Below are 16,677 nucleotides of genomic sequence, written 5' to 3' on the forward strand. Positions count from 1 at the left end.
CTCACTCACGGATCATTGAAGCACCTCTCGCTTGACCACCTACCTACTGGAAGGTAGCTAAGCGCCATGAGCACCGCTCCCTCGACCGCCGATGACATTCTCGCTTGCGCCCGCACGCTGATCATTGCCGGCGGCTACAATGGCTTCAGTTACGCTGACATCGCTGATGTCGTCGGCATCCGCAAGCCGAGCATCCACCATCATTTCGCCAGCAAGGTCGACCTGGTCCGCACCCTCGTGGCGCGCTATCGCGAGGAGGCCCAGGCGGGACTGTCGGCGCTCGAGCGCAATGTCGCCGACCCCGCCGAGCAGCTCAAAAGCTACGTCGCGTATTGGGAGGCGTGCATCAAGGATGCGTCGGCTCCCTTCTGCGTCTGCGCGCTCCTTGCCAGCGAGCTTCCCATCCTGCCCGAGGAAGTCGCGCTCGAAGTCCGCGCGCACTTCCGCTCCGTGTCGTCGTGGCTGGCTTCGGTGCTGGAGCGTGGCAAGCGGCAAGGCCGGCTCCAACTCTCCGGCACCGCGCGGGCCGAGGCGGAGGGATTCATGGGCGACCGTTCACGGCGCGATGCTGTCGGCACGCGCTTATGGTGATCCAAAAATCTTCGGGACCATCACCCGGCCGCTGCTCGACCGACTCTCCACCAGGCACTGACGAAATCGGTCCAGCCCGGGCAGGGCGGCGCTTCGGCGCGGCATGTAAACTACCAACTAGTAGGTAAGGAGCAGGAATGAGAAACGACGAGATGGCTTTGGGCGCGGCCGAACAGGCGCAATGGCTGAAACAGTACTACTTCGTGCGTGCCGCGTTTTCCGTCGCTTGGGTCATTGCGGCCTTCGCGATTGCGCCGTCGTCGTCGGCGATCGCAGCGACGTTGCTCGTCGCCTACCCGGCCTGGGACGCCGCCGCCAACTATCTCGACGCGCTCAGGAGCGGCGGCTTGAACCAGAACCCCACGCAAGGCCTGAACGTGCTGGTCAGCCTCGCGACCACCATCGCGGTCATCGTGGCCTTGCAGGTCAGCATGAACTGGGTGCTCGGCATCTTCGGAGCCTGGGCGATCCTGTCCGGATTGCTCCAGCTCGGCACGGCCGTGCGGCGTTGGAGGCGTTTCGGCGCGCAATGGACCATGGTGCTCAGCGGTGGCCAGTCGGCCCTGGCGGGCGGCTTCTTCGTCTTCCAAGCCACAATGCCCGCGGTGCCGTCGATTGCGAATGTCGCGGGCTATGCCGCGGTCGGAGCACTCTATTTCCTGGTCTCGGCGGTCTGGCTCACGGTCGGCACCTGGCGCCGAAGCGCGGCCCTGTGAGCCGCAATGTCACTTACGGATAAGGCGTGCCGTCCTTGTGCAGGAAGCGGCCGTCCGATGCCGGACTCATCATGTCGATGTCGGAGCAGGTGATGAGGTCGGCTTGCGAGCGCGAGCCGACTTCGAGATAGACCGCCGTCACGCGCGACCTGTTGATCATGTGATGGCCGTTGCCGCTCGCCTTGGGGAAGGCGGCGCAATCGCCGGCGCGCAGCACGGTTTCGCCGCCATCCTCGATCAGCGTCACCTCTCCTTCGAGAATGTAGACGAACTCGTCCTCGTGCGAATGCCAGTGCCGCTGGCTCGACCAGCCGCCCGGCGGCAGGCGCATCAGGTTGACGCCGAAATCCGACAGGCCTCCGGCGTCGCCAAGCCGCTTGCGAACGCGCTCGGCGCAAGGCGCGCTAAAGGGCGCCGGATAACCGGAGCCCTTGCGGGCCGGCACGGTGGCGACGTCGATTTTGGGCATGGAGGAAATTCCTGCAAGACACAACAGACCGTGAATCACAGCGGTGGGGCCTGATCGCGGCGGCGCGAAGGATGATCACGTTGGACATCATGGAGGAGATCGACGGCCGTGGGATGATGTCACTGTCCGGCTGTTTTGCCCGACGTGTCAACCGGTCGGGTGATGATGTCGGCCGTCGAAGAGGGGGAGGCGACAAGTTGGCGGTTCCTGCGAGTAAGTCATTGATCCCGCTAGCGCCGGCTACTGTGCATGGGGTTGTTTTTCGAGTCTTGTTGGCAGGTCACGAAAGCGTGCGGCAAAAATGACGTCGGACTGTCGGCCGGCGCAGTTCCCATTCGTCTTCCACGCGAGACAGATCTGACGGGAGACTGAAATGACTTCTTCCAACTATCGCTGGGTGATCGTCGCCGCTGGCGGCGTGCTCGGCTGCGTCGCGATCGGCGGCATGTTTTCGCTGCCGGTGTTCCTGCAGCCGATCACCAAGGACACCGGCTGGTCGGTGACCGGCATCTCCAGCGCGATGACGATCGGCTTTCTGGCGATGGCCTTCACCAGCATGGCCTGGGGCACGCTGACGGACCGGTTCGGGCCGCTGCCGGTGGTGCTGACCGGATCAATCGTGCTGACGCTCAGCCTGTTCGCGGCGAGCCACGCCACCTCGCTTCTCGTGTTCCAGATCGTGTTCGGCCTGTTGGTCGGCGCGGCCTGCGCGGCGATCTTCGCACCGATGATGGCGACCGTCACCGGCTGGTTCGACACCAATCGCGGCCTTGCGGTGTCGCTGGTCTCGGCCGGCATGGGCATGGCGCCGATGACGATGTCGCCGCTGGCGGCCTGGCTCGTGTCCGGCCACGACTGGCGCACCTCGATGCAGATCATCGCGCTCGTGGTCGGCGCGATCATGATCCCGGTCTCGTTCCTGGTGCGCCGTCCGCCGGCGCTCGCGCAAGGCCCGGCCGCGCCGGCCGGCGGAGCCACCGAACAAAACGAAATGTCGATGGGCGAGGCTCTGCGCTCGCCGCAATTCCTGATCCTGCTCGCCACCAACTTCTTCTGCTGCGCCACGCATTCCGGCCCGATCATCCACACCGTCAGCTATGCGGTGAGCTGCGGCATCCCGCTTGTCGCGGCGGTGACAATCTACAGCATCGAGGGATTTGCCGGCCTCGGCGGGCGCATCGCCTTCGGCCTGATGGGCGACCGCTTCGGCGCCAAGCGCGTGCTGGTCTCGGGCCTGCTGCTGCAGGCCTTCGGCGCGCTCGCCTATGTCTTTGCGCAACAGCTCACAACGTTCTATGCGGTCGGCGCCATCTTCGGCTTCATCTATGCCGGCACCATGCCGCTCTACGCCGTTCTGATCCGCGAGAACTTCCCGCTCAAGATGATGGGCACGGTGATCGGCGGCACGGCGATGGCCGGCAGCCTCGGCATGGCGACCGGCCCGCTCGCCGGCGGCCTGATCTACGACGCCTTCTCCAGCTATGCCTGGCTCTACATTGCCTCCTGGGCGATGGGCTTAGGGGCCTTCCTGATGGCGATGACGTTCCGCCCCTTCCCAAAGCCGCAAGGCGAGGTGGCGCCGGCGGCGGCGTGAATTCGAGATCGAGGCGCGGCGTCACAGCTGCGCCTCGATCGCGGCCTTGTCGATCACCGACCAGACCTGCCGGATCTTGCCGTCGTGAAATTCGTAGAAGGCGTTTTCGCAGAAGGACACGCGCCGCCCGTTGACGGCAAGACCGAGGAATGCCCCGACCGGCGTGCAGTCAAACTTCAATCGGGCGGCGATGCGGGGAGGATCGCAGATCAGCATCTCGATCTGGAACTGCAGATCGGGGATCTCCCGAACATCCCGTTCCAGCATCGCGCGATAGCCGTCGAGCCCGAGCGGCCGCGCGTTGTGGGCGGCATCATCATGCACGAATTGTCCGAGCGCCGGCCAATCCCGCCGATTCAGGCAAGCGATGTAGGCGCGGTAGATGTCGGCGAGGTCGTCTCTCATCATATCGAAGCTCCCACGGCCTCGACCAACGCGCGAGGACCGCGAACCGGTCCAGCGTCAGAGGCGCTTTTCGAAGAAGAGGTCCGGATAGGGATCGTCGTTGAAGCGCGGGATCTCGCGCCAGCCCGTGCTGCGATAGAGCCGGCCGGCTTCGGGCAGTGCGCTGTTGGTGTCGAGCCGCAGCAGCGCGATTCCGAACTCGCGCGCGGCGCTCTCGGCCGCATCCATCAGGCGGCGGCCGAGCCGCAACCCGCGCGCGGCGGGCGCGACCCACAGCCGCTTGATCTCGGCGTAGCCGTGATCGGTGCCCTTCAAGCCGACGCAGCCGATCGGCAGCGTATCCGACATCGCAACGAGGAATGTGCCGCGCGGCCGGCGCATGTCATTGGCGTCGGGGTCGCGTGACAGCGAGACGTCAAAGCCCTGGCTGAAGCGGCGGCCGAGCTCGGCATAGTACTCGCCGAGGCAGTAGCGCGCTTGCTCGCAGCGCGGATCCATCTCGTCCAGCGCGACGCGCTCGCGCGTCAGCGCGGAGGCGATCAGGTCCATCGCCGCCAGCAACGCATCGCGTTGCGAATGTTGCGCGAGGAGGCCTTCGGCCTGCGCGTTGGACAGTGCCTCGTAGGCTGTGAACTCGCGCCGGCCCGCCCGCGTCAGCTTTGCCATACGCCGCCGCGCATCGTCCTCGTGCGCGATGGTCTCGATCAGCCCTTCGTCCTCGAGGCTGCGGAGCAGCCGGCTCATCAGCCCGGAATCGAGACCGAGATAGTCGCGGATCTCCGCCACGTCCGATCGCCCGTGCCCGATCGCATTGAGCACGCGCGCGGCACTCAGCGGCCGGCCGCGCCCGAGAAACGACGTATCGAGTGCTCCGACGGCAGAGGTGACGGCGCGGTTGAAGCGGCGGACGCGGGCGGCGGGATCGAGCATGATATCTGACTTTAGTCAGGTATCGCGGCTTGTCAATCGAGCGAGAGCTGATCGAGTTGCAGTTGCGCGCCTCTTTGTGAGTTGTTCTCGTGTCGCGAGCCGTTACCATGCGGCCGCTCGGGGAGTCTGAATTCACAACGAGCGGAGGCGACATTGGGCGGGATGGAACGCAAAGCGAAGGGATCGGACCTTTTCGTCGCGGCGTTGGAGAATGAGGGTGTCGACCGCATCTTCGGCATTCCCGGCGAAGAGAATCTCGATCTTGTCGAATCGCTGCGTGCTTCGAGAATCGAGCTGATCCTGACCCGCCACGAGCAGGCCGCGGCCTTCATGGCCGCAACCCACGGGCGGCTGACCGGCAAGCCCGGCGTTTGTCTGTCGACGCTCGGCCCGGGTGCTCTCAACCTGTCGACGGGCGCCGCCTATGCGCATCTCGGTGCCATGCCGATGATCCTGATCACCGGCCAGAAGCCGATCATGAGCAGCCGGCAGGCCCGCTTCCAGATCGTGGACGTGGTCGCGACCATGAAGCCGCTGACCAAGCTGTCGCGGCAGATCGTCAGCGCCTCCAGCATTCCAACCGTGGTGCGCGACGCCTTTCGCGTCGCGATGGAGGAGCGGCCCGGGCCGGTGCATCTCGAACTGCCCGAAGACGTTGCCGGCGACGAAGTGCCTGATGTCCCGGTGATCCCCGTTCACCCGATCGAAATCCCGATTGCTCATCGCGCCGCGCTCGACCGCGCCGCCGAGATGATCATGGCCGCAAGGCGCCCGCTGGTGATGATGGGCGCTGCGACCAGCCGGCCGCGGTCGACACACGGCATCGCAAGCTTCGTGCGGCGGACCGGCATTCCGTTCTTCACGACGCAGATGGGCAAGGGCACCGTGCCTGGCGGCACCAATCTCTACATGGGCACTGCCGCCTTGTCCGAGCGCGACTATGTGCACGATGCCATTGACGCGGCCGACCTGATCGTCGCAATCGGCCACGACCCGATCGAGAAACCGCCATTCATCATGGGCCCTTCGGGGCCGAAGGTGATTCACGTCAGCTACACGCCGGCGAGCGTCGAGCAGGTCTACTTTCCGGACGCCGAGGTCGTCGGCGACGTCGGCCCGAGTCTGGAGCTGCTGGCGGATCGGCTCGAAGGCAAGCTGCCGCAAGCGGCGGCGCTGCTGCCGTTGCGGGAGGAAATCCTTGCTCACATCGCCGATCGCGCCACCGAGGCGCGCTGGCCGCCGACGCCGCAGCGTATCGTGCACGACATCCGCCAGGTGATGCCGGAGAACGGCATCGTCGCGCTCGACAACGGCATGTACAAGATCTGGTTCGCGCGCAACTATCGCACCCGCGTCGCCAACACGCTGCTGCTCGACAATGCGCTGGCGACCATGGGCGCCGGCCTGCCGTCGGCGATGATGGCCGCGATGCTCTATTCTGACCGCCGTGTGCTTGCGGTTGCCGGCGACGGCGGCTTCATGATGAACAGCCAGGAGATGGAGACGGCGGTCCGCCTCAAGCTCAACCTAGTCGTGCTGGTGCTGGAGGACAACGCCTACGGCATGATCCGCTGGAAGCAGGCCGTCGACCGCTTTGCCGATTACGGCATGACTTTTGGCAATCCGGATTTTGCGCTGTACGCCAGGGCTTATGGCGCCAAAGGTCACCGCATCGAAAGCATCGACAGCTTCGGCCCGACGCTCGATGCCGCCTTCAGGGAGGGCGGCGTGCATCTGGTCTCGATCCCGGTCGATTATTCGGAGAACGTGCGCGTACTCGTCGACGAGTTGCGGTCGCATGAGAAGGCGAAAGCGTGATTTGACGATGCGAGCTATTTCCACATTCGTCATTGCGAGCGGCAGCGAAGCAATCCAGAATCTTTCCGCGGTGGCAGTCTGGATTGCTTCGCTGCGCTCGCAATGACGGAGACTGTGGCGGAGACCCTCCGTCGATCCGACAACCACACTTGTCTCGCATGCCCGATCGCCGACACTCTCAAACACTCACCAACCACAGGAATATGAAATGACCCGCATTCGTTGCGTCACCGAGATGGGCATGGGCGTCGACGTCCACGGCAGGGACGCCACCAAGGCGGCCAAGCGCGCGGTGTCGGACGCCATCAGGCATTCCAGCCTCGGCTTCTTCCGGATGATCGGCAAGACCGCGAACGACATGTTCGTGGACGTCACGATCGGCGTGCCGAATCCAGAAGCCGTCGACAAGGAAGCCGTCGCCAAGGAACTGCCTTACGGCACCGTGACCGTCACTGCGGTCAAGGGCGGGCTGGAGATCCCCTCGGCCACGGAAGTGGCCAACGATCCCATCCTGATCGCCAATGCGGCCGTGATCGTCAGCTTCGACAAGGATTAGGCCGATGTCCGCGAGTGATGAAGCGCTGCTGGATCGCCCGATCTGGAGCGCGTTGACGACGAGCCAGAAGCATCTCGCCGAGGGCGGCCCGCGGGCTCTGCGCTATCCCGTGGACATGGCGCCATTTGCCGATCTGGCGGACATGTCCGCAACGAGTTTTGCGGCGCTCGGCGATCTCATGTCGGGCTCGCAAGTTGCGGTGCTGTTCACGCCCGAGCCGGTCGAAATTCCCGCCGGCTTCAAGGTGCTGCTCGCCGAGCCCGGCGAGCAGATGATCGGCTCGCCCGCCGACGCCTCGCTGCACGATGCCGAGATTGTCCGCCTCGGCGCGACTGACGTTCCCGCCATGATGGCGCTGACCGAGCTGACCAAGCCTGGGCCCTTCGCGGCGCGGACGCACGAGCTCGGCACCTTCCTCGGCATCCGTGCCCGCGGCGAGCTGGTCGCCATGGCCGGCGAGCGGATGAAGCCCGGCAATTTCACCGAGATGACGGCGGTCTGCGTGCATCCCGATCATCGCGGTCGCGGATACGCACAGGCGCTGCTTGCCGCCATCGCGCGGCAGATCGAGGCGCGCGGCGAAATTCCGTTCCTGCACGTGTTCGCGAGCAATACGTCTGCCATCGCGCTGTACCAGCGGCAGGGCATGCGGATACGGCGCCGCCTGCAGGTAACCGTGCTGATGAAGCAGGGATGAGCTGCACCGTGGGCTTCATATCCTGAGAAATCGCGCTATATCGATCTCAACCACAATTGGGGGGAGCACATGGACGCCAGGACGCCTGATTTTTCCGCCGTACGGACGGCGATGCAGCGCTACGTCCATCAGGAGATCATTCCCGGCGTATCCTGGGCGGTGCTGCGCGGCCGCGAGGTGGTCGATCAGCAATGCGTCGGCTTTGCCGACCGCGAGGCCAATACTGCGTTGCGGCCAGACCACATCTTCCGCGCGTTCTCCAACACCAAGATCTTCGTCACCTGCGCGATCATGCTGCTGGTCGAGCAAGGCCGCATCGGCCTCGATGACGCAGTCGAAAAATTCCTGCCGCAACTCGGCAGTCGCAAGGTGCTGAAGCAGGGCGCTTCGAGCCTTGCCGATGTCGAGCCGGCGAAGAGCCCGATCACGATCCGCCAGCTGCTGACCCACACCTCCGGCCTCAGCTACGGCATCTTCGATCCCGGCACGGTGCTGTTCAAGGGTTACAACGAGGCGCGGGTGCTCAATCCGCTGACGCCGCTCAGCGACATGATCGACAAGCTCGCCGATCTGCCGCTGTCCTATCACCCCGGCACGGCCTGGGAATATTCCGTGGCGACCGACGTGCTCGGCCGTGTGGTCGAGGTCGTCTCGGGCCAGCCGCTCGATGCCTTCCTGAGGGCGCGCATCTTCGATCCCCTCGGCATGACCGATACCGGCTTTTATGTCCCCGAGACACAGCAGGGCAGGTTGGTCGCGCTCTACAACGGCGCCGACGTGCTCGACCCCATGAAGCCCGGCCTCACGCGGGCCGACCATCTGCCTTACCCGCAAGCCTACCGGCGGCCGCTGCCGCGGCTCTCGGGCGGCGGCGGTCTGGTCTCGACCTTGCCGGACATGCTCGCACTGTTGCGTGCGCTGCTGCCCGGGTCGGATGCGCTACTGAAGCCGGAGACGCTGCGGCAGATGATGACGAACCAGCTGCCCGCAGGCCAGACTATCCGATTCGCCAATCTCGGGCCGATTCCCGGCAAGGGCTTTGGTCTCGGCGGCGCCGTCACCTTCGCGCCGACACCGCTCGATCCGCCGAACTCAACCGGCGAATTCCAATGGGGCGGCCTGGCCGGCACCCATTGGTGGATTTGCCCCGAGGCCAATACGGCGGGCGTGCTGATGGCCCAGCGCTATATGGGCTTCTGGAATCCGTTCTTCTTCGAGTTCAAGCGCCTGGCCTATCAGGCGGTCGGAGCCTGATCGCAAAAAATCTTCCGTCAGCGCGAATCCTTCTTGGCCGTCGCGTCCTCTTGTTGGTCGAGGCAATCGGTCTCGGCCCATATCGGAGGATGTGATGGGATTCTATCGAAAGAACATCGGCGGACTGCATCAGGCGGTGCGGGTCGTCCTGGGGATTGCGGTGGCGGCTGCGGCGTTCGTTTATCTTGCCGGCGCGACGGCATGGCTGGTCGCGCTCGGTGGCGCCGGTTTCGCACTGACCGGTCTTGTCGGTTATTGCCCGATGTGCGCGATGGCAGGCATCGGCAAGGGAGGGATGTCGTGAGCGCGGCGGCGATCTCGCCAAATCTTTTCGAGGCCGCGCGGCTCGGCGATGCCGAGGCGATTGCGCGTCTGCTCGAGACGACGCAGCCGGACATCCGTCGCTATGCGCGCGCGACCTGCCGCAGCTCGGCGGACGCCGAGGATGCGACGCAGGAGGCGCTGTGGATCCTGTTCCGCCACGTCGGCACCATTCGTTCGCTGCTGGCATTGTCGGCCTGGCTGTTCAGCGTGGTCCGGCGCGAATGCCTGCGGCTCGCGCGCCGGACCGGCCTTGTGCCGGCGGTCGATGGCGCCGAGGCGGAGGCCGCACTGCTGTTGCGCCCCGAGGCCGATCTGCGGCTCGACGTCGCCGCGGCCTTCGGGGCCCTGCCGCCGCACTATCGCGATGTCGCGCTGATGCGCGACGTCAAGGAAATGACGATCGACGAGATTGCCGCCACGCTCGGCGCGAGCAGGCAGACCGTGAAGGCGCGGCTGCATCGCGCCCGCGCCTTGATGCGCGAATATCTGACGAGATGAGAGACGACCGGATTCAAAGGAAAAAAATGGAGTGACGTGGACGGGAGACGTCGCCTCCCGCCCACGGTTTCGCTTTAGTCCTTCCAAGGATCGAACTCGCCTTCGCCGGCCATGGCGACGGCGAACGGCCGTAGCGTGTGCAGCACGCGCACGGTGCCGGCATGCTGCGCCAGCACGTCCGGCAGGCGGCGATAGGCCATCGGGCTCTCGTCGAGGTCGGCACCGATCAAGGTGACGCCGCGCTCGTTCAGCCAGCGGTCCATCTCCTCGCGCGAGAAGCGCCGCTTCGCCTCGCGTCGTCCGAACAGGCGGCCGGCGCCGTGTACGGTCGAGTAGAGCGAGGCCTTGGCTTCCGGGCTGTCGACGCCTTCGAGGATGACGGCGTCGTCGCCCATAGAGCCGCCGACGAACCCCTTCTGGCCGGGAAACGCCGGCGTCGCGCCCTTGCGCACCACCCACAAATCCTTGCCGTCGTGGGTCTCACGCCAGGCATAGTTGTGGTGGTTGTGCACGCTCTCGGTGACGCTGCCGCCGATGATCCGGCGGACGCGCTCGACCACCCACTCGCGGCCCGCATAGGCATAACGCCCGGCGAGCTGCATCGCCGCGATGTAGCGGCGGCCGAGTTCGCTGTCCTCGTCGACCACGGCGGGCGGGACGTTCATGCCGTCCTTGCCGCCGGCGGCCTTGAGGTAGCGCGTCGCGGAGGTGTGCCCGAGGCCGCGGCTTCCGAAGTGGACGCCGATCCAGACGAAGCCTTCCTCGTCGCGCATGAGGTCGACATAGTGGTTGCCCGATCCGACCGTGCCGAGCTGCTTCACCGCCTTCTGACGGTAGTCCTCCATGTCGCTTTCGCGCCAGGCGTCGCCGTCGTCGAACAGGTCGTGCTCGGCCCGTTTCGCGTTGGCACGGCCGACGCCGAACGAGATCACCTTGGCGACGTCGCGGATGATCGTGGGAGCGATCCCCGCGATGTCGTCGAAGCGCGTGTCGAGCCGAGCCGCCATGTTGCCGCAGCCGATGTCGAAGCCGACGCCGGAGATGCTGATCTGCTTCTCATAGGCGATGACCCCGCCGACCGGCTGCGCATAGCCGAGATGGCCGTCGGCGCAGATCACGCCGGAGACGACGTTGCCGATGGCCATGCAATTGCGCATCTGCGCAATCGTCGCCTCCTCGTGGGGTCCGAACACCTTCAGCGGCGCATTCTGGAAACGGGCGTCTTGCGTCCGGAACGCGGCGATCGAGCTCGCGGTCGCGTTGGCCTCGCGGGCAAGATGCTCCTTGCGCGCGGCGTCCTTGTACAGGCACCAGGCCGGCTGGCCGCGTCCTTCGCCGACGCGCGAGTCGGGATCGACACCGGCGGCGAGGCAGAGCTCGCGGGCGCGTTCCATGTAGGGATCGGGTCGTCGCATGGTCCGAGATCCTTGTCATTCCGCGCGCACCATAACGGGGCGGGCGGATCATTTCAGAAATTTCGCTGACCCCGGGCGCATCTCGCGTCCGGGGCCGTTGTCGTTGCGCATCAGTTCAACGCCGTCTCCGACGCCGCGATCCACGCGACCACGGCCTCGGAGAAGCCGTTGACGCGGGTCCAGGCGCCATGACCGACACCGTGCTGATACGAGGCCACGTTGACGATCGTGCCGCGCGCCTTGGGCTCGGGCACCTGGTCGTGGCTCTGCTCGTCGGTGAAGACGATGAGGCGATCGCCCTTGCGGTCGATCTCCGTCACCGCCTTGCCGAGATAGGTTCCGCCATGCGGCTGCGAGTTGATGATCGCATCCCGCAGCGCGAAGCCGCGGCGGGGAGGGACCTTCACGACCTCGTTGGAGAAGGTGAAGATCTCGACCTCGTCGCAGATCTCGCGGGCGAGAATGGCAAGGCCACACGCCGCCTCCGCGCGCGTCATTTCCGACTGCGCGGAGAGCGTTGCGAACATCGAGCCGGACACGTCGATCAGGAGCCGGGTGCGGCCCGGAAGCCGCACATGGTCCTTGATCGACTTGAGCATCGCAGCCTCGAGCTCGGGCTCGAAGTCCGGCGCATAGCGCGCCGCCGTGATGAAGCGATAGGGCAGGATACGATCCGTCCGCATCGCCTCGATCGCGCCTGCGATGGTCTCGCGCGGGACCTGCGCGTTCTGCATCAGGCGCAGATTGCGCAGTAGCGCCAGGCCGCCGAGCTTTCGCTCGGCGATCAGCCGCTCGAAGGTCTCGCGCTTGTTGTTGCCGGCCGAGAGCGAAACCTCCCAGGTGTCGGGGGAGGCGAGCTCGCCATCGACGAGCTGCTTCCACACCTTCGCCTGATCGGCGTCTTTCGGCTTGGCGTGCACCAGGAACAGAACGTCCCTGATCCGCACCGCGCCGTCGCGGTCCCACTTGGCGAGCTGATAGGCGTCGAACTTGGTCAGCGCGCGGGCAAGACCCTTCTTCACCTGCGCCGAGACCGGCTGGCGCTTGCGCTGCTGCATCGGCCCCAGCGCATCCGCCCAGTAGATCGCGAGCAGCTCCGTCATCTCGTCGGGACGCTGGATCACCTGGGCGAGCGTGTCGGCAACGAGGGTGCGGTGCTTCTCGCTGCGCGCCATCTCGCGGATGACGAGCAGCGGTGCGTGCCGCAGCTTCATCACCTCGCGGGCCTCGATTGCGAGCTGCGCGACGCGCTCCGGCGCGACCTCGGGCACGAGGGCCTTGATGCGGTCGGCAATCGCAACGCCGTCCTCGTAGAACTGGTCCTCCCACAGGAGGCAGTTCATCAGCGCGCGCTTCAGCTCCATCTCCGGGGTGAAGCGCACAGCGCGCGCACCCTCCCGCGTGAGGGCGCGAACGATCTTGTTGAGCCTGACCATGATGGCCTCCTCTTGGGTTGATGGGCGAATGAAAAGGGGTGCCGGGGAACAGGCGAGGCTGTTCGTGCTCTACCCACTGAGCTACGGACTTTCGTCCGGGAGGATTTGAACCTCCGACACCGAAGTAACAGCACTCTTCACCACCGGCGGTGGCTAGGGGACACGATCCGGGAACGGGCGATTGCTGTACCCGACGAGCCGAAGCTCGCCGGAAAGCGCTCTATCCTCTGAGCTACCGGTGCATGGGACACCGGGCGGGATTCGAACCCGCGACCTCTCGCGTTGCAGGCGAAGTAACAGAAATCTTCACCACGGATCGTGATGGGGTTGGCGGGGAACGGGCGATGCTGTTGCTGCCCTTGCGGGCGGTCGTTTTACTGACGAAGTAACAGACATCTTCACCACCGCCAGGCCGGTGCTTTCGCATCGGCCATTGATGGGTACGCTGGGGAACGGGCGATATCGGCTTTCAGTGACGACAACACAGTCTCTGTCCCCAACGGACGGATCCTGCGCCGGGCCGCGTGCGTACCTTTTCCGAGGCCGCATCCCGGTGCGTGTGTCAAGGGCGGGAGGCATCACCCGCTTTGCCTTGCGGAGAAGTATCCGAGATCTTCACCACCAGCGTCGGTTGAGCCGCAATCTCTCACGGCAAACTAAGTTACAAAAGTTCTATCGCGGCGCTGTCGACGCGCCGCACATTGCGAACCCTTTGGGCTCGCTCTGCCATCGGTGTCCGGCTCATCGCCTCGTTCCCTCCGGCAGGCCCCGCGCACTTGGGCACGCGCCTCTCCAGCGCGAGCCCCGAGATCCGGGTCTCTCGTTCCGGCCATGGCCGGGATGTTCGGTGGAGCCGCGCGGCGGGCAACAAAAAACCCTCCGGAGCGGCAGGCTCGGGAGGGTCCGTGAGAAGCGGACTGTCGATCTTGCGGTCAGGCAAGATCGCTCCCATGAGCCGGGCATGCGCAATCGAATAGCTTGGGGCTATTCGGCATGCGGACAATTCTTTCGTAGCGGTACGACATCGCTCGGTTCATGGTGTCTGTCGCAAGCGGAAGTGCTTGCGAGGGCGCGGGACATACGCCCGCAACTTGCGGATGTCAAGCGAGACGCGCGCGGAAACTGAAATTGACGGACGCATGACTTGCAAAAACTATCTGGGGCTCGACGGATTTCGCTTTGGCTGGGTCGCAGCGTGGATCGATGAGCGCGGCGATCAAGGCTTCGATTATTCGCCAAGCCTGATGCGTCTGCTCGCAATCCCGCACGCCCGCGCGATGGTCGACATGCCGATCGGACTGAACACGAGCGGCTACCGCGCCTGCGATTTGCGCGCACGCGAACTGATCGGCCCAGCCGTGTTTCTCGGCGCGCGCCGCGACCTCTGGACGTTCCAGGACATGGCGGCGGCCAATCGCCATTACTGGACGCACGAAGGCGAGGGCAGGGGCGTGTCGGCGCAGCTGTGGAATATCAGGGACAAGATGAGGGAGGTCGACGAGGCCATGACGCCGGCGCGGCAGGCGACGATCGGCGAGGCGCATCCGGAATTGATCTTCTGGAATCTGGCAGGGCGCGTGCGGCTCGAACCGAAGACCTCGCCGCGCGGGCGAGAACAGCGTATCGCGCTTTTGAGAGGCCGCGGCTTCACTGAGGTCGAGAGATGGCTCACGCTTCGCCACGGCACCGGGATCGGTCGCGACGATCTCATCGACGCCTGTGCCTGCGCCGTCGCAGCGCGCGACAGCACGCAATCCGTTGGTGACGGCACGGCCGATTCGCGCGGACTACGGATGGAGATCAACTTCTGAAGGCGATCAGCCCTGCCGCTCGCCTTTACCTTCCAGCTGGCAGCGACTATTGCGGCTTGGCGTCGAGCGGACGTCTTCGTCGTCCAATCTTGTTGCTCTCGCTTCGTACTCGTCGGCCATCGCCTGCAACCGCTGCGCGGCTTTGCTGTGCGTGAGATCGTTCGCGACGCGGCGACAGCGTTCAGCGTGGTCGAGCAGGGCGCGTTTCTCGATGTTCATCGAGCGACAACGCGCGAGGCGGCCATTGGTCCCTTTGGGAGCCGCCGGAACAGAGCGATGCCGTCGCAGCGAGATCGGGAAAAAATAGCAATATTTTGTTGCCGCCTGGAACGTGGCGCCTGAGCCGACGTTCTATGCCCGAGGCTGTCGAGGGATATAAAATACCATGTACGACGTGTGCCAATTGGCGACCGCGATGCTCGCGATCGCCTTTACGGCCCTGCTGCTGATCACGGGTCAACGGTTCATCGAGTCTCGGCTGCAGTATGAAGCAATGCCCCCGTTCGTGGCGATGGCGACACTGCCGCCTTAGCACAGCCGGAAGTGACTTGCGCGGTGCGGTATCTTGCCTAGATTGAGCACGCCTCAGTCCATGCACCCAGAGTCCCGATGTCCGATCTGTCCGTCTTCCCCATCACCAGGCGTTGGTCCGCCAAGCACCCCGAACTGCTCCAGCTCTATTCGTTGCCGACGCCGAACGGCGTCAAGGTCTCGATCATGCTGGAGGAGATCGGGCTACCTTACGAGGTCCACCTGGTTGATTTTGGCAAGGACGATCAGAAGACCGCCGAATTCCTCTCGCTCAATCCGAACGGCAAGATCCCGGCGATCCTCGATCCGAACGGGCCCGGCGGCAGGCCGCTGCCGCTATTCGAGTCCGGGGCGATCCTGCAATATCTCGCGGAGAAGACGGGCAAGCTGCTGCCGCAGGATGCCGCGCGCCGTTATCAGACGCTGCAATGGCTGCACTTCCAGATGGGCGGCGTCGGGCCGATGTTCGGCCAGGTCGGCTTCTTCCACAAATTTGCCGGCAAGGATTACGAGGACAAGCGGCCTCGCGACCGCTACGTCGCCGAAGCCAAGCGCCTGCTCGGCGTGATGGAGGCGCATCTCGCCGGCCGGCAATGGTTCATGGATGACGACTACACCATCGCCGACATCTCCATGCTCGGCTGGGTGCGCAATCTCATCGGCTTTTATGGCGCCGGCGATCTCGTCGAGTTCAGTCAGTTCAGGGCGGTCGGCGCCTGGCTCGAGCGCGGGCTTGCGCGCCCCGCGGTGCAGCGCGGGCTCAACATTCCGGCAAGGTCCTGACAAGACCCTGAGGCTAGAACAGCCGTCCGCCGTTCGGCACCGGCTTGCTCGGCTGCACCAGCACGACCTTGCCGTCGGCATCGGGGAAGCCGAGCGTCAGCACCTCGGAGACGACCGGGCCGATCTGGCGCGGCGGGAAATTGACGACGGCCGCGACCTGTTGGCCCACGAGGGTTTCGAGCGGGTGGTTTTCGGTGATCTGGGCCGAGCTCTTGCGCACGCCGATGGCGGGGCCGAAATCGATCCACAGCCGCCAGGCCGGCTTGCGCGCTTCCGGAAACGGCTTGGCGTCGACGATGGTGCCGACACGGACGTCGACCGCGAGGAAAGTGTCGAAGTCGATGGTCGGTGCGGCCGCCGCTGCGGGATCGTGGGTGACGTGCATGGGATGTCCGTTCGGTGGGTGACGCGTCTCGCGACATTGTCGCGCGACGCGGAGTTTCGTACAACGCCACGCACATCACCGCTACGTCATGCGCGAGGACCGTCTTGCCCACCATCATCTACGGCATCAAGAACTGCGACACCATGAAGAAGGCCCGCGCCTGGCTCGATGGCCATGGCGTGGCTTACGCGTTTCACGACTACAAGGCGGCGGGTGTCGAGAAGGACAGGCTGAAGCAGTGGAGCGACAAGGTCGGTTGGGAGACCCTGCTCAATCGCGCCGGGACGACCTTCAAGAAGCTGCCCGACTCCGACAAGGAAGGCCTCACCGAGAAGAAGGCGCTGGCCTTGATGCTAGCGCAACCATCGATGATCAAGCGGCCGGTGCTCGAAATCGGCGGCAAGCTGTTGGTCGGCTTCAAGCCGGATATCTATGCCAAGGAGGTCGGTGGCAAGGCGCGCTGA

19 protein-coding genes, 1 tRNA gene and 1 pseudogene are annotated in these 16,677 nt (G+C 65.1%); 13 read left to right on the forward strand and 8 right to left on the reverse strand.

Annotated elements, in window-relative coordinates; all coding sequences use genetic code 11:
• Positions 1-66: 66 nt before the first annotated feature.
• Both ACVWYQ_RS01865 and ACVWYQ_RS01870 read left to right on the forward strand, forming a co-directional pair.
• Positions 67-652: pseudogene (locus tag ACVWYQ_RS01865) on the forward strand (TetR/AcrR family transcriptional regulator).
• A gap of 76 nt (positions 653-728) precedes the next feature.
• Positions 729-1,307: a DUF308 domain-containing protein gene (locus ACVWYQ_RS01870; protein ID WP_456725381.1), complete on the forward strand. Its 579-nt coding sequence runs from the start codon at positions 729-731 to the stop codon at positions 1,305-1,307.
• 13 nt (positions 1,308-1,320) lie between these two features.
• Here the strand turns inward: ACVWYQ_RS01870 and ACVWYQ_RS01875 are convergent, their stop codons facing one another.
• A complete protein-coding gene (locus tag ACVWYQ_RS01875; protein ID WP_456725382.1) occupies positions 1,321-1,776 on the reverse strand; it encodes a cupin domain-containing protein in 456 nt (151 codons plus the stop codon).
• A gap of 373 nt (positions 1,777-2,149) precedes the next feature.
• Here ACVWYQ_RS01875 and ACVWYQ_RS01880 point away from each other — a divergent pair, with 373 nt between their 5' ends.
• Positions 2,150-3,370: an MFS transporter gene (locus tag ACVWYQ_RS01880; protein WP_456725383.1), complete on the forward strand. Its 1,221-nt coding sequence runs from the start codon at positions 2,150-2,152 to the stop codon at positions 3,368-3,370.
• Positions 3,371-3,391: 21 nt separating this feature from the next.
• Here ACVWYQ_RS01880 and ACVWYQ_RS01885 read toward each other — a convergent pair whose 3' ends face one another.
• Positions 3,392-3,778 carry an ester cyclase gene (locus ACVWYQ_RS01885; protein ID WP_271547107.1) on the reverse strand — a complete coding sequence of 129 codons (387 nt, stop codon included), beginning with the start codon at positions 3,776-3,778 and terminating at the stop codon, positions 3,392-3,394.
• A 54-nt stretch (positions 3,779-3,832) separates the two neighbouring features.
• Positions 3,833-4,705: a bifunctional helix-turn-helix transcriptional regulator/GNAT family N-acetyltransferase gene (locus ACVWYQ_RS01890; RefSeq protein WP_271547106.1), complete on the reverse strand. Its 873-nt coding sequence runs from the start codon at positions 4,703-4,705 to the stop codon at positions 3,833-3,835.
• Positions 4,706-4,867: 162 nt separating this feature from the next.
• Here ACVWYQ_RS01890 and ACVWYQ_RS01895 point away from each other — a divergent pair, with 162 nt between their 5' ends.
• The 6 genes from ACVWYQ_RS01895 (at position 4,868) to ACVWYQ_RS01920 (ending at position 9,852) form a co-directional block, all read left to right on the forward strand.
• A complete protein-coding gene (locus ACVWYQ_RS01895) occupies positions 4,868-6,523 on the forward strand; it encodes an acetolactate synthase large subunit (RefSeq protein ID WP_456725384.1) in 1,656 nt (551 codons plus the stop codon).
• Between the two features lie 208 nt (positions 6,524-6,731).
• Positions 6,732-7,079: a Lin0512 family protein gene (locus ACVWYQ_RS01900; RefSeq protein WP_128262042.1), complete on the forward strand. Its 348-nt coding sequence runs from the start codon at positions 6,732-6,734 to the stop codon at positions 7,077-7,079.
• 4 nt (positions 7,080-7,083) lie between these two features.
• On the forward strand, positions 7,084-7,776 hold the full coding sequence (locus tag ACVWYQ_RS01905; RefSeq protein ID WP_404652073.1) for a GNAT family N-acetyltransferase: 693 nt from the start codon (positions 7,084-7,086) through the stop codon (positions 7,774-7,776).
• A gap of 69 nt (positions 7,777-7,845) precedes the next feature.
• A complete protein-coding gene (locus ACVWYQ_RS01910; protein ID WP_404652072.1) occupies positions 7,846-9,030 on the forward strand; it encodes a serine hydrolase domain-containing protein in 1,185 nt (394 codons plus the stop codon).
• Between the two features lie 94 nt (positions 9,031-9,124).
• A complete protein-coding gene (locus tag ACVWYQ_RS01915; RefSeq protein WP_197958279.1) occupies positions 9,125-9,334 on the forward strand; it encodes a YgaP family membrane protein in 210 nt (69 codons plus the stop codon).
• On the forward strand, positions 9,331-9,852 hold the full coding sequence (locus tag ACVWYQ_RS01920) for an RNA polymerase sigma factor (RefSeq protein ID WP_404541633.1): 522 nt from the start codon (positions 9,331-9,333) through the stop codon (positions 9,850-9,852). Before ACVWYQ_RS01915 ends, ACVWYQ_RS01920 begins: the two co-directional genes overlap by 4 nt.
• Positions 9,853-9,926: 74 nt before the next feature.
• On the opposite strand, the gene ACVWYQ_RS01925 is transcribed toward ACVWYQ_RS01920, so the two are convergent.
• From ACVWYQ_RS01925 to ACVWYQ_RS01935, 3 genes are all read right to left on the reverse strand, one after another.
• Positions 9,927-11,267, reverse strand: coding sequence for an RtcB family protein (locus ACVWYQ_RS01925; protein ID WP_404541631.1), 1,341 nt, complete (start codon positions 11,265-11,267; stop codon positions 9,927-9,929).
• Between the two features lie 110 nt (positions 11,268-11,377).
• Positions 11,378-12,703: a TROVE domain-containing protein gene (locus tag ACVWYQ_RS01930; protein ID WP_404541628.1), complete on the reverse strand. Its 1,326-nt coding sequence runs from the start codon at positions 12,701-12,703 to the stop codon at positions 11,378-11,380.
• 90 nt (positions 12,704-12,793) lie between these two features.
• Positions 12,794-12,942, reverse strand: a tRNA-OTHER gene (locus ACVWYQ_RS01935).
• A 900-nt stretch (positions 12,943-13,842) separates the two neighbouring features.
• Between ACVWYQ_RS01935 and ACVWYQ_RS01940 the strand changes: the two genes are divergently transcribed.
• Complete coding sequence (locus tag ACVWYQ_RS01940) at positions 13,843-14,514, forward strand: DUF429 domain-containing protein (protein WP_404541626.1); 672 nt, start codon at positions 13,843-13,845, stop codon at positions 14,512-14,514.
• A 6-nt stretch (positions 14,515-14,520) separates the two neighbouring features.
• Here the strand turns inward: ACVWYQ_RS01940 and ACVWYQ_RS01945 are convergent, their stop codons facing one another.
• On the reverse strand, positions 14,521-14,733 hold the full coding sequence (locus tag ACVWYQ_RS01945) for a hypothetical protein (RefSeq protein ID WP_404541624.1): 213 nt from the start codon (positions 14,731-14,733) through the stop codon (positions 14,521-14,523).
• 166 nt (positions 14,734-14,899) lie between these two features.
• Here ACVWYQ_RS01945 and ACVWYQ_RS01950 point away from each other — a divergent pair, with 166 nt between their 5' ends.
• Together ACVWYQ_RS01950 and ACVWYQ_RS01955 are read left to right on the forward strand one after the other, a co-directional pair.
• Complete coding sequence (locus ACVWYQ_RS01950) at positions 14,900-15,046, forward strand: hypothetical protein (RefSeq protein WP_275515944.1); 147 nt, start codon at positions 14,900-14,902, stop codon at positions 15,044-15,046.
• Positions 15,047-15,123: 77 nt separating this feature from the next.
• A complete protein-coding gene (locus ACVWYQ_RS01955; RefSeq protein ID WP_157284542.1) occupies positions 15,124-15,828 on the forward strand; it encodes a glutathione S-transferase family protein in 705 nt (234 codons plus the stop codon).
• Between the two features lie 13 nt (positions 15,829-15,841).
• Here ACVWYQ_RS01955 and ACVWYQ_RS01960 read toward each other — a convergent pair whose 3' ends face one another.
• A complete protein-coding gene (locus ACVWYQ_RS01960; RefSeq protein WP_157284543.1) occupies positions 15,842-16,213 on the reverse strand; it encodes a tRNA-binding protein in 372 nt (123 codons plus the stop codon).
• Between the two features lie 104 nt (positions 16,214-16,317).
• Here ACVWYQ_RS01960 and ACVWYQ_RS01965 point away from each other — a divergent pair, with 104 nt between their 5' ends.
• Positions 16,318-16,677, forward strand: coding sequence for an ArsC family reductase (locus tag ACVWYQ_RS01965; RefSeq protein ID WP_036000881.1), 360 nt, complete (start codon positions 16,318-16,320; stop codon positions 16,675-16,677).

Source organism: Bradyrhizobium sp. USDA 3397 (genome assembly GCF_054060965.1).

What these genes read in the sequence shown, in the direction of transcription:
- ACVWYQ_RS01930 (WP_404541628.1), bottom strand. Translation starts at nt 12,703, where the DNA reads ATGGTCAGGCTCAACAAGATCGTTCGCGCCCTCACGCGGGAGGGTGCG.
- ACVWYQ_RS01960 (WP_157284543.1), bottom strand. Translation starts at nt 16,213, where the DNA reads ATGCACGTCACCCACGATCCCGCAGCGGCGGCCGCACCGACCATCGAC.
- ACVWYQ_RS01955 (WP_157284542.1), top strand. Translation starts at nt 15,124, where the DNA reads ATGTCCGATCTGTCCGTCTTCCCCATCACCAGGCGTTGGTCCGCCAAG.
- ACVWYQ_RS01885 (WP_271547107.1), bottom strand. Translation starts at nt 3,778, where the DNA reads ATGATGAGAGACGACCTCGCCGACATCTACCGCGCCTACATCGCTTGC.
- ACVWYQ_RS01875 (WP_456725382.1), bottom strand. Translation starts at nt 1,776, where the DNA reads ATGCCCAAAATCGACGTCGCCACCGTGCCGGCCCGCAAGGGCTCCGGT.
- ACVWYQ_RS01900 (WP_128262042.1), top strand. Translation starts at nt 6,732, where the DNA reads ATGACCCGCATTCGTTGCGTCACCGAGATGGGCATGGGCGTCGACGTC.
- ACVWYQ_RS01950 (WP_275515944.1), top strand. Translation starts at nt 14,900, where the DNA reads ATGTACGACGTGTGCCAATTGGCGACCGCGATGCTCGCGATCGCCTTT.
- ACVWYQ_RS01870 (WP_456725381.1), top strand. Translation starts at nt 729, where the DNA reads ATGAGAAACGACGAGATGGCTTTGGGCGCGGCCGAACAGGCGCAATGG.
- ACVWYQ_RS01905 (WP_404652073.1), top strand. Translation starts at nt 7,084, where the DNA reads ATGTCCGCGAGTGATGAAGCGCTGCTGGATCGCCCGATCTGGAGCGCG.
- ACVWYQ_RS01880 (WP_456725383.1), top strand. Translation starts at nt 2,150, where the DNA reads ATGACTTCTTCCAACTATCGCTGGGTGATCGTCGCCGCTGGCGGCGTG.
- ACVWYQ_RS01895 (WP_456725384.1), top strand. Translation starts at nt 4,868, where the DNA reads ATGGAACGCAAAGCGAAGGGATCGGACCTTTTCGTCGCGGCGTTGGAG.
- ACVWYQ_RS01925 (WP_404541631.1), bottom strand. Translation starts at nt 11,267, where the DNA reads ATGCGACGACCCGATCCCTACATGGAACGCGCCCGCGAGCTCTGCCTC.
- ACVWYQ_RS01940 (WP_404541626.1), top strand. Translation starts at nt 13,843, where the DNA reads ATGACTTGCAAAAACTATCTGGGGCTCGACGGATTTCGCTTTGGCTGG.
- ACVWYQ_RS01910 (WP_404652072.1), top strand. Translation starts at nt 7,846, where the DNA reads ATGGACGCCAGGACGCCTGATTTTTCCGCCGTACGGACGGCGATGCAG.
- ACVWYQ_RS01890 (WP_271547106.1), bottom strand. Translation starts at nt 4,705, where the DNA reads ATGCTCGATCCCGCCGCCCGCGTCCGCCGCTTCAACCGCGCCGTCACC.
- ACVWYQ_RS01915 (WP_197958279.1), top strand. Translation starts at nt 9,125, where the DNA reads ATGGGATTCTATCGAAAGAACATCGGCGGACTGCATCAGGCGGTGCGG.
- ACVWYQ_RS01945 (WP_404541624.1), bottom strand. Translation starts at nt 14,733, where the DNA reads ATGAACATCGAGAAACGCGCCCTGCTCGACCACGCTGAACGCTGTCGC.